This is a genomic window from Anaerococcus rubeinfantis (assembly GCF_001487145.1).
In the GTDB taxonomy this organism is placed as follows: Bacteria; Bacillota; Clostridia; order Tissierellales; family Peptoniphilaceae; genus Anaerococcus; species Anaerococcus rubeinfantis.
Genome location: NZ_LN913016.1, coordinates 683,069 through 694,198, shown reverse-complemented (window position 1 = coordinate 694,198; position 11,130 = coordinate 683,069). Strand labels below are relative to the sequence as shown.

Here is an 11,130-nt window from a genome sequence, read left to right as displayed (position 1 = left end):
TTATACTCTGGATAAATATTCCCCTTTTCTTGTATCAATTTTTATAACATCTCCCTCATTTACAAAAACTGGTACATTTATAATTGCTCCTGTTTCAACTTCTGCAGGTTTTGTTACATTCGTTGCTGTATCACCCTTTATTGCTGGTTCAGTTTTAATAACTTCAAGCTCTACAAAATTTGGTGCTTCAATAGAAAATGGTTTGTTCTTATAAAATCTCATTGTAGCTGTATCATTTTCTTTTATATAAGGAATTGCTTCAGAAACTGCATCCTTATCTACAGGAATTTGTTCAAAAGTTTCTGGATCCATGAAATAATACAATTGTCCATCATTGTATAAGTATTGCATTTCTTTTGTAGAAATTATAGCTTGTTCAAACTTTTCATTTGGGTTAAAAGTTACATCCTTATTTCCACCTTGCATTACAGATTTTATTTTTGCCCTAACAAAAGCTGCACCCTTACCTGGTTTTACGTGTTGGAAATCAATTACTTGATAAACGTCCCCATCATATTCAAAAGTTATTCCTTTTCTTAAATCATTTGCTGAAATCATATATCCTCCTAATCGGTCTTTTTATAATATTATACCACTATTATTAGCTTTTTTAAATTTAAATGTAAAATTATGTAATAAATAGAAATATTTTTTCACTATATTTTTTTCTATTTGATATAATAAATAAAGGAGTTATTATGAAAAAATTAGCAATAATATCAGAATACAATCCGTTTCACAACGGCCACAATTTTATACAAAAAAAAGCAAGAGAAATTACAAATGCAAATTTAGTAATTTCTATAATGAGTGGAGACTTTGTTCAAAGAGGTGAAATCAGTCTTATTGATAAATATAAAAGGGCAAATTCAGCCATGATTTCAGCAGATCTTGTAATAGAAATGCCTTCATTCATTTCTTTACAGTCTGCAAATTTATTTGCCCAAAAAAATATAGAAATTTTAAACAAATTAAAAGTTGATTATCTTGGATTTGGAATTGAAAATATAAATGAGAAAGATTTTTTTAAAACTTGTGAAAATTTATTTGATAATAAAGATGAGATAAATAAGGATATAAAAAATTATCTAAAACAAGGAATGTCCTATGCAAAAGCCTCCTACCTTTCATCCATTAAATATGTCGAAAATAAAAATTTTTTTTCAGCTAATAATATTCTTGCCTTAGAATATTTTAGGGCAATTAAAAATTTAAATTCAAATATTAAGCCCCTTCCCATAAAAAGACAAAAATCTATGAACAAGGATAAAAGCTTGAAGGCTGATTTTTTTGCATCATCAAGCTCTATTAGAAATAATATAAATGATTTAAAAATAAAAGAGTACTTGCCAGAAATTTCCTACAAATTTATCAATGAATTTAAAAACCAATATTCTTTTTTTCCTAATAATAATTATTTGTATAATCTTTTTTCTTACAAAATTTTAATAGAAGAAAGAGATATGACAGATATTTTGTGTTTTGAGGAAGGAATGGATAATTATTTAATAAAAATGGTTAGAGAAAATAAATCTTATGAAGATTTCATTAAGAATTCTTCAAGTCAAAGATTTACAAGTTCAAGAATAAAAAGACTTATGATAAATTATTTACTAGACAATAAAATTTTTTTAAATGAAATTGATATTAATTTCATAAAAGTGCTTGCCTTTAACGAAAAAGCCTTAGCCTTATTTAAAGAAACTGACCTTGATATTATAATTCAAAAAAAAGATACAGAAAAATTAGATGAGGACAATAAAATAATTTATAAGCAAATTATCAAAGCCTCTAACCTATATTCACAAGTTTTAGGCAGAGACTTTGATTACGATTACAAGCAAAAAATTTCAATAAAAAAATCCTCAAGCTAGAGGATTTTTTTATTTTTGATTTAATATATGTTGTTTATTTTTTTCCAATGATTGAGCCAATTGGTTGAAGTTTTCACTTGATTTTGTAAATAATTGGTCAATGTATTGGTAAGATTGTTGTTTAATTTTATTAGCCTCTTGGTTTGCCTCTTCAAGAATTCTTTGAGCTTCTTGTCTTGCTTGGGCTGTTATTTGATGTTCTGAAATCATTCTTTGATATTGACTTTTTGCTTGTTCTTTGAAATTTTTAATTTCATTATTTGCATTTTCAACTTTAGATCTTGCTTCGTTATCTGCTTCTTGAAGAATTCTTTCTTTTTCATCGTTAATCCATTGAGCATTTTTAATTTCTGTTGGTAGAGAATCTCTCATGTCCCTAACTATTTCAAAAATTTCGTCTGGATCTACAGAAACTTTTCTTGAAAATGGTACTGAACTAGCATTGTCCATTATATCTTCAATTTCATCAATAAGTTCATTAATATTTGCCATTATTTTTTCCTCCTAGATTATTTTTTCATATATAGCTTTTTTTACATTTTTTGATACAAATTTAGATACATCTCCACCAAAACTAGCTAGCTCTCTTACTCCGCTTGAACTTATAAACGAGAATTTTGGGTCAGAAAGTAAAAATATAGTTTCAAGACCTGGGTAAAGATTAGTATTGAATTGAGCAATATTCATCTCATACTCATAATCTGCAATAGCCCTAATTCCCCTAACTATTATTTTTGAATTTTCTTTTTTCGCAAAATCGACCAATAAACCTTCAAATGTTTTTACTTTTACATTTTCTAATTTATATTCTTCAATATCTTTTTCTATTAATTGTTTTCTCTCTTTAATTGAGAAAAGAGAGTGCTTGGCTTCATTTATCAATATAGCAATGACTACCTCATCAAACATATCATTTAATCTTTTAATTATATCTAAATGTCCGATTGTAATAGGATCAAAGCTACCTGGATATATCACTTTCATAGCAATAAATTTTTATGATTTTCCTTCCATATTTTTTTTCTTTAATTAAATTCAAATTAGTCATATGAGAAAAATCAATATCCCTATCTGATTCGCTTATTATTATACCATTTTTATTCAACAAATGGTAGGCTAATATAGTTTCTAGACTAATTTTCAAATAATCTTCTTTGTAAGGAGGATCCAAATATATGTAGTCAAAAGTTTTATTATCATTTTTTAAAATTTCTAAAACTTTTCTAAAATCCCCTCTTATACATTTAGCATTTTCACTTTTTATCTTCTCAATATTTTCTTTGAGTATCCTATAATTAGAATTATTTAATTCACCAAAAACAACTTCCTTTGCCCCATGAGATAAAAATTCAAACCCCATTTGTCCAGTACATGAAAACAAATCAAGAACTGTAAAATCTTTTTTAAAAGGATAAAGCATAGCCATTACAGCTTCCTTGACCTTGTTATCTGTTGGTCTTGAATTATTTGATTTTGGTGACTTTAAATTAAATCCCTTATATTTTCCAGCTACTACTCTCATTAATTTAATACTATCCTCTTATCTATATTAAAATATTTTTCCAAGTAAGTAAAGTTTACTCCATCAAAATTGTTATTTTTTAAATAAGTAAAAATTTTAAAACAAAGATCAATTTCATCTTCTTTTAGATTTAAATAATTTAAATCATCAAGATTTTTCCCGTGTTGGATTGTAGATAAAATTTTACCTGCTCCCCTTAATTTTAAATCTTTTTTTGCAATTTCAAAACCATCATTTGAATTTTTAATAATATTTAGCTTAGATCTTTCATCAATTTTTTTGCTTATCAAATAACAATAGGATTTGTGTTCTCCCCTACCAATTCTTCCCCTAAGTTGGTGAAGAGATGATAAACCAAAATTATTAGCATTGTAAATTATCATACAATTTGCATTAGATACATCTATTCCAACTTCAATTACAGTCGTAGAAATTAAAATATCAATTTTACCATCTGAAAAATCCTTTAAAATTTTCTCTTTTTGATCAGCTTTGAGTTTTCCATGAAGTTTTTCAATACGAGCATTTTTAAAATTTTTCTTATAGCGTTTGTATAAGTTTTCTAGGCTATTTTCATCATCACTATCAATAGAATCACTCACGACATAAATTTGTCTGCCCTTTTCGATAAAATTATTGATTTTTAAAAATAAACTAGCTTCCATAGATAAAAGAACAAGCTCTGTTATAATTTCTCCTCTTCCTTTTGGAAGTTCTGTAATTTGAGATAAGTCTAAGAGCTTTTTCATCTTCAAAAAAAGTGTCCTTGGAATTGGAGTAGCTGTCATTGTTAGATAGTTTGCATCATTTCCCTTTTCATATAAGGCCTGTCTTTGTCTAACTCCAAATCTATGCTGCTCATCAGCAACTATTAGCTTCAAATTTTTAAATTCTAAATCTTCAACAATAAGGGCGTGGGTTCCAATAACTATATCAACTTCCCCTTTTTTAATTTTTTCTTTAATTTCAACCTTATTTTTTACAGATGAGGTCAAAAGACAAACTTTTAAACCAAAACTTTCAATAAGTTTTTTATTCTTTTCATATTGTTGAATAGCCAAAACTTCTGTAGGCACCATCATGCAAGTTTGATAGGAATTTATAGAAAAAATAATCATAGCAATCAAGGCTACTATTGTTTTTCCACTCCCTACATCTCCACACAAAAGCCTATTCATAATTGAATTGCTAGTAGAATCTTCTAAAATATCTATCAAAGCCTTATATTGACTAGGAGTCAATTTAAAATCAAGCCTATTTAAAATAATATCCAAATCAAAATCTAATTTTAAATCTTGGTAGGAATTTTCTTTTTGCATTATATATATAAAAATCAATTCCTTCAAAAAATCAATAATTTTTATTTGACTCTTAGCTTTTTTTAATTTTTCTATACTAGTTGGAAAATGAATTTCTCTAAGATTTGTAAGTTTATCAGAAAAACCAAATTGATCAAGAACTTTTTTATCTAGTAAAACTTCTTCTTGATTAAAACTATCTAAGGCCTGACCAATAAAATCTGATAAATTTTTATTATTTATTGACTTTGTTAAAGGATAAATTGGAACTATATTTCCAATTCTATTATCCTCAAGACTTGAAAACTCTGGATTATGACACTCAAATTCATAACCATTTTTTACGATCTTTGTATAAAATTTATATGTTTTTCCAATTTTTAAGGATCTTGGCGAAAATTTATCGTTAAAAAATACTATTTTTATCCTTTTATCATTTTCGCTAGCATAAAGATAAGAAATAGAAAATTTTTTACTATAATTTGTATAAACTTTTGATTCAATTTTCCATTCATAATAGTGTTTATTTCCATCAAGACCATGGGATAAGTCAAATTTTTTTGACCTATCCTCATACTCCCTAGGATAATAATTATATAAATCTTCAACCTTATAAATAGATAATTTAGATAAATATTCTTTTTTCTTTTTTCCTATACCCTTAAGATCCAAAAGATCCATCTATCCTACTCCAAGGTAATTGTATAATAATATAAAGGTTGTCCACCGTAAATTAATTCAACATCACAGTCTTTGAATTTCTTTTGAACAAATTTTTGAAGTTTTTTTGCCTCTTTATCTTCTATATCCTCACCATAATAAATAGTAATTAAAGATGTATCAGAATCTACAGCTTTTTCTAAAGCTTCCCTTGCGGTTTTTTCGATAGTTTTTTTGCTAGTTACAATATTGTTGTCAACTATACCTATAAATTCATCTTTTTTAATTTCTATATTATTAACATTAGTGTCTCTAACAGCTATAGTAACTTCACAAATTCTAACATCTTCAATAGCATCATTGAAATTTTCCATATTTTCATCTAATGACTCATCTTCATCAAAAGATAAGAGTGCAGAAAAGGACTCAGGAATAGACCTTGTTTCAACAACCCTACAAGTCTTATCAGATAAATCACAAGCTTGTTTAGCACTCATTATGATATTTTTGTTATTTGGAAAAATTATTACATTCTCACTATCAACTTTTTCAATAGCTTTATAAATATCTTCAGTTGAAGGGTTCATTGTTTGCCCACCAGCTATAATCTTATCAATATTTAAACTTTCAAATACTTTATCATAGCCTTCTCCCCTAGAAACAGCTATAAAACCATATTTTTTAGCAGGCTTTTTGTTGATTTTAATATCATTTAAAACATCAGGATTTGTATTTTCAACATTCATAGTTAAAACTTGTCCATATGAAGAAACTTTTTCTAATAAATCTTTAATACTATCACAATCAAAAGAAAGATTTAAAATTCCATTGTCAAAAGATTCAGACAAAGAAGTAGATAATTCATTTAATTTCTCAACCAATTCATCTTTTTCATCTTCTCCAATGCTAATAGATAAGTCAACATTATAATCCTTTGATGGCAAATCCTCAATTTCAATTTCTGATAGGTCAGTTTCAATATCAATATCACTATTTAAAGCTTTCAAAGCTCCTTCAAGCAAAAACATCAAACCTTGTCCACCAGAGTCAACAACCTTAGCTTCTTTTAATACTGGAAGTAAATTTGGAGTATTAAGAAGTGCTTTTTCACCTGCTCCTATAATTTTAAATAAGTATTTATCAATATCAATATTATTTTCAAAAGAATTCTCAGCCTCTTCAGCCATCAGTCTTGATACAGTCAAAATGGTACCTTCAGTAGGCTTCATTACAGCTTTATATGCGGTTTTATTTGCAGTATTAAAAATTTCTTTTATAATTTCTCCATCTATTGTATCATGTCCTTTCAAGGCTTTAGACATACCGCGACAAAGTTGGGATAAAATTACACCAGAGTTTCCCCTAGCTCCCATCAAAGTTCCTTGACTTAAAGCTTTAGCTATATCATAGCAAGATGATGATTCAATTTCCTTTACTCTTTCTACACCAGATTTCATTGTCATAGTCATGTTAGTACCTGTGTCACCATCAGGAACAGGGAATACATTTAAACTATCGACAACATCCCTTTTTTCATTAAGAAGTTCAAAAGCTTTAATTATTAAAGTTTTGAACTTGTTACTATCGATTTTCTTCATAATTCTCCTAACTTCTTATTCCTTGAACTAAAATATTTACATTTGATACACCAACATTAAGAGAATGTTCTACATTATATTTAACATTTTCAATAATATTTTGGCACACAACCGCTATTCTTACACCATAATTTAAAAATAATGATATATCTATTGTTACAGATCCATCTATATTCCTAACAACTTTTACGCCTCTGTTCATATTTTCTATGCCTAAAAGTTTATATAATCCATCTTTAGTGCTTCTGCTGGCAAGACCTACAACCCCGTAGGATTCCATTACAGAAGCTGCAGCAATATTTGCAATTACTGTTTCTGAAATACTAACTTTACCGTAATTGTTTTTATACTTAATTGCCATAAACTCCTCCATTTTAGTTTTAATATATAAAATATTATACCACAAATAAGAAATTATTATAATTTAGTAAAAATTTTCATTGAATTTTAAAATTTCCAAATAATAAATTTAAAACAAAAACCAATTTTTCATTTTAAATTTCCGCACAAAAAAAGGATGAGCTAAGTCATCCTTTTTGATTTTTATTTAATTTATCTTATTTACCAGCTAATCTCTTATATGTTTCATATCTATCTTTAGCAGCTTTTTCTGCTTCTTGATATAATTGGTCAGCTGTTTCAGGGAATGATCTCTTAAGTGAAGAGTATCTAACTTCTCCTTGGATAAATTCTTGGAATGATTCTTTAGGTTCTTTAGAATCTAATTGGAATGGATTCTTTCCTTCATCAGCAAGTCTTGGATCGAATCTCCATAAGTGCCAGTAACCTGCATCAACAGCTTGTTTTTCTCTAAATTGAGATTTACCCATACCAATTCTGATACCGTGGTTGATACATGGTGCGTAGCAGATGATTAGAGATGGTCCATCATAGCTTTCAGCTTCCTTCATAGCTTTGATTGTTTGGTTATGGTTTGCTCCCATAGCAACTTGTGCTACATAAACATATCCGTATGAAGTCATCATTAGACCAAGGTCTTTCTTTCTAACCTTTTTACCAGATGCAGCAAATTGTGCTACTGCTGATAGTGGTGTAGCTTTAGATGATTGTCCACCTGTATTTGAATAAACTTCTGTATCAAATACTAAGATATTGATGTTTTCTCCACTTGCAAGTACGTGGTCAACTCCACCAAATCCAATATCATAGCTCCATCCGTCTCCACCGAAGATCCAAACTGATTTTTTGATCATATAATCTTTTAGTGTATAAATTTTATGAAGTAAATCTTTAGCTTTTTCATCACTTACAGATTTAGCTTTATCTTCAAGGTTAAGGATTTTTGCTGTAGCTTCTTTAGATGCTTTAACATCTTCTTTTCCTTCTAACCATGCTTTAAATGCTTCGCTTAATTCAGAATCTGATTCAAGTTCGTTAAATTCATTCATGTAAGTTTCAAGAAGTAATTTGTTTGAATCAGCTGCAAGCTTCATACCATATCCGTATTCAGCTGCATCTTCAAATAATGAGTTACCCCAAGCTGGACCTTGTCCACAAGCATTTGTTGTATAAGGTGTTGCTGGTGCTGAAGCTCCCCAAATTGATGAACATCCTGTAGCGTTAGCTATATACATTCTGTCACCAAATAATTGAGTAACAAGTTTAGCATATGGTGTTTCTCCACAGCCTGCACAAGCTCCTGAGAACTCAAGTAATGGTTGTTTGAATTGAGATCCTTTTAATGTCATTGGATCCATAACGTCTTCTTTGTATCCAACTTTTTCGTGTGCGTATTCCCAATTGTCTTTTTCTTTTTCAACTTCTTCTTCGAAAGGTTTCATTAGAAGAGCTTTCTTTGGAGCTGGACATACATCAGCGCAGTTTCCACAACCTGTACAATCAAGTGGTGAAATTTGGATTCTAAAATCATATCCATCCATTCCCTTACCAATAGCTTTCTTTGTTTCAAATCCTTCTGGTGCATTAGCTTTTTCTTCTTCTGTTACTAAGAAAGGTCTAATTACAGCGTGTGGACAAACATATGAACATTGGTTACATTGGATACAATTGTCAATTTGCCATTCTGGTACGTTAAGAGCAATTCCTCTTTTTTCGTATTGAGTTGTACCTGGTTCAAAGTCTCCATTTGTTCTATCTTTAAATACTGAAACTGGAAGATCATCTTCTTTTTGTTCAATCATTGGTTTAACAATGTTTTTGATGAATTCTGGAAGTTCTTTTTCTTCTTTAACTTCATCTTTTGCATCTTTCCAAGATTCTGGAACATTTACTTTAACTACTGCGTCAATTCCTTTATCAACTGCTTTGTAGTTCATGTTTACTATATCATCACCTTTGTGACCATATGCTTTAACTATAGAATCTTTTAAGAATTTAACTGCTTGATCTATTGGAATTACATTTGCAAGGTTGAAGAATGCTGATTGCATAATCATATTTGTTCTTGAACCAAGTCCAATATTTTCAGCAATATGTGATGCATCAATTATATTGAAATCAATATTGTGTTCAGCAATATATTTTTTCATTTTTGCTGGTAAATGTTCTTCTAAATCTTCTTCTGACCATGGACAGTTTAATAAGAAAGTTCCACCATCTTTTAGTCCATCTAATAAATCATATTGATTAACATAAGCAGGTTTTGAACATGAAATGAAGTCAGCTTCATCTAATAGGTATGTTGATCTAATTGGGTTTTTTCCAAATCTTAAGTGAGATACTGTAAGTCCACCAGATTTTTTAGAATCGTAGTCAAAATATCCTTGAGCATACATGTCTGTATTGTCACCGATGATTTTGATTGCTTGTTTATTAGCTCCTACAGTTCCGTCAGATCCGAATCCCCAGAATTTACATCTACTTGTTCCTTCTTGTCTGATTCTTAAATCAGTTCTATCAAGAGATTTGTGTGTTAAATCATCAACTATAGAGATTGTAAAGTCATCTTTCATTTCTCCTTCAAGATTTTTAAATACTGCTTCAATATCTGCAGGTATTGTATCTTTTGATGAAAGACCATATCTACCACCAATTATTTGTGGTTTATCTTCAATATCATAGTAAGCTGATTTAACATCTAATAGTAATGGTTCTCCAATTGAACCTTTTTCTTTTGTTCTATCTAAAACAGCAATTTTCTTAACTGTTTTTGGTATAGCTTTTAGTAAGTGGTCTTTTGAGAATGGTCTGAATAAGTGAACTTCAACCATACCTACTTTTTTACCATCTTCTACTAATTTATCAATTGCTTCTTCAGCTGCTTGGCAAACTGAACCCATAGCTATTATGATTTCTTCTGCATCATCGGCACCATAGTAATTGAATAATCCGTAATTTGTACCGATTAATTCATTAATTTTGTTCATGTAGTTTTCTGTTATACCAACTATATTTGTATAAGCTGGGTTTGAAGCTTCCATTCTTTGGAAGAAAATATTCTTTTCAGCTGTACCAATAGTTTTTGGTCTTTCTGGGTTTAATGATTCATTTTTGAAAGCATCTACTGCTTCATAATCTACCAATGGAGCTAATGTATCATAATCCCAAACTTGAATTTTTTGAATTTCGTGACTTGTTCTAAATCCATCAAAGAAATGGCAGAATGGAATTCTTCCTTCAATAGCTGCTAAGTGAGCTACTGGTGCCAAGTCCATTACTTGTTGAACTGATCCTGAGCATAGCATAGCAAATCCTGTTTGTCTTGCTGCCATAACATCAGAATGGTCACCATAAATTGAAAGTGCGTGAGTTGCTAAAGTTCTAGCTGCAACATGGAAAACACCTGGTAATCTTTCTCCAGCAATCTTATACATATTAGGAATCATTAATAATAATCCTTGACTTGCTGTGTATGTAGTAGTAAGTGCTCCTGCTGCAAGTGCACCGTGAACTGCTCCTGCTGCACCAGCTTCTGATTGCATTTCTTTTACTTGAACTGGTCTACCAAATACGTTTTTTCTACCGTTTGCTGCCCAAACATCTACTGCTTCTGGCATTGGTGATGAAGGTGTAATAGGATAGATTGTTGCTACATCTGTAAACGCATAAGATACGTGAGCAGCTGCAGTATTACCATCCATAGTCTTCATAGCTCTATTAATTGTCATCTAAGACCTCCTAAAAATTATATGAATCAATTATCGTTAACACTATTTTAAGTATAATCATTATCTTGTCATTAGTCAAGTAAATATCAA

General features: G+C 29.5%; 9 protein-coding genes. 1 reads left to right on the top strand and 8 read right to left on the bottom strand.

The window, feature by feature from the left end; all coding sequences use genetic code 11:
- Positions 1-558 carry an elongation factor P gene (gene efp, locus BN3265_RS04185; protein WP_058990302.1) on the bottom strand — a complete coding sequence of 186 codons (558 nt, stop codon included), beginning with the start codon at positions 556-558 and terminating at the stop codon, positions 1-3.
- 140 nt (positions 559-698) lie between these two features.
- Between efp and BN3265_RS04180 the strand changes: the two genes are divergently transcribed.
- On the top strand, positions 699-1,874 hold the full coding sequence (locus BN3265_RS04180) for a nucleotidyltransferase family protein (protein WP_058990301.1): 1,176 nt from the start codon (positions 699-701) through the stop codon (positions 1,872-1,874).
- 9 nt (positions 1,875-1,883) lie between these two features.
- Here BN3265_RS04180 and BN3265_RS04175 read toward each other — a convergent pair whose 3' ends face one another.
- The 7 genes from BN3265_RS04175 to nifJ all read right to left on the bottom strand — a co-directional run bounded on the left by BN3265_RS04175 (position 1,884) and on the right by nifJ (position 11,040).
- Positions 1,884-2,366: an ATPase gene (locus tag BN3265_RS04175; protein WP_049690913.1), complete on the bottom strand. Its 483-nt coding sequence runs from the start codon at positions 2,364-2,366 to the stop codon at positions 1,884-1,886.
- A 12-nt stretch (positions 2,367-2,378) separates the two neighbouring features.
- Positions 2,379-2,858 carry a pantetheine-phosphate adenylyltransferase gene (gene coaD, locus BN3265_RS04170; protein WP_058990300.1) on the bottom strand — a complete coding sequence of 160 codons (480 nt, stop codon included), beginning with the start codon at positions 2,856-2,858 and terminating at the stop codon, positions 2,379-2,381.
- On the bottom strand, positions 2,836-3,396 hold the full coding sequence (gene rsmD / locus BN3265_RS04165) for a 16S rRNA (guanine(966)-N(2))-methyltransferase RsmD (RefSeq protein ID WP_058990299.1): 561 nt from the start codon (positions 3,394-3,396) through the stop codon (positions 2,836-2,838). The genes coaD and rsmD overlap by 23 nt, the downstream gene beginning before the upstream one ends.
- A complete protein-coding gene (locus BN3265_RS04160; RefSeq protein ID WP_058990298.1) occupies positions 3,396-5,375 on the bottom strand; it encodes an ATP-dependent DNA helicase RecG in 1,980 nt (659 codons plus the stop codon). The genes rsmD and BN3265_RS04160 overlap by 1 nt, the downstream gene beginning before the upstream one ends.
- A 5-nt stretch (positions 5,376-5,380) precedes the next feature.
- The gene (locus BN3265_RS04155) at positions 5,381-6,952 is read right to left on the bottom strand and encodes a DAK2 domain-containing protein (protein ID WP_058990297.1); all 1,572 of its coding nucleotides are present in this window, start codon (positions 6,950-6,952) and stop codon (positions 5,381-5,383) included.
- 7 nt (positions 6,953-6,959) lie between these two features.
- Positions 6,960-7,313: an Asp23/Gls24 family envelope stress response protein gene (locus BN3265_RS04150; RefSeq protein ID WP_058990296.1), complete on the bottom strand. Its 354-nt coding sequence runs from the start codon at positions 7,311-7,313 to the stop codon at positions 6,960-6,962.
- Between the two features lie 196 nt (positions 7,314-7,509).
- Positions 7,510-11,040 (bottom strand): pyruvate:ferredoxin (flavodoxin) oxidoreductase, encoded by a 3,531-nt coding sequence (nifJ, locus tag BN3265_RS04145; protein WP_058990295.1) that lies wholly within the window; start codon positions 11,038-11,040, stop codon positions 7,510-7,512.
- Between the last annotated feature and the right edge of the window lie 90 nt (positions 11,041-11,130).

Bases quoted from the DNA above. Each gene is read 5' to 3' on its own strand.
- BN3265_RS04180 (WP_058990301.1), top strand. From the start codon at position 699: ATGAAAAAATTAGCAATAATATCAGAATACAATCCGTTTCACAACGGC.
- coaD (WP_058990300.1), bottom strand. From the start codon at position 2,858: ATGAAAGTGATATATCCAGGTAGCTTTGATCCTATTACAATCGGACAT.
- BN3265_RS04155 (WP_058990297.1), bottom strand. From the start codon at position 6,952: ATGAAGAAAATCGATAGTAACAAGTTCAAAACTTTAATAATTAAAGCT.
- rsmD (WP_058990299.1), bottom strand. From the start codon at position 3,396: ATGAGAGTAGTAGCTGGAAAATATAAGGGATTTAATTTAAAGTCACCA.
- nifJ (WP_058990295.1), bottom strand. From the start codon at position 11,040: ATGACAATTAATAGAGCTATGAAGACTATGGATGGTAATACTGCAGCT.
- BN3265_RS04160 (WP_058990298.1), bottom strand. From the start codon at position 5,375: ATGGATCTTTTGGATCTTAAGGGTATAGGAAAAAAGAAAAAAGAATAT.
- BN3265_RS04150 (WP_058990296.1), bottom strand. From the start codon at position 7,313: ATGGCAATTAAGTATAAAAACAATTACGGTAAAGTTAGTATTTCAGAA.
- BN3265_RS04175 (WP_049690913.1), bottom strand. From the start codon at position 2,366: ATGGCAAATATTAATGAACTTATTGATGAAATTGAAGATATAATGGAC.
- efp (WP_058990302.1), bottom strand. From the start codon at position 558: ATGATTTCAGCAAATGATTTAAGAAAAGGAATAACTTTTGAATATGAT.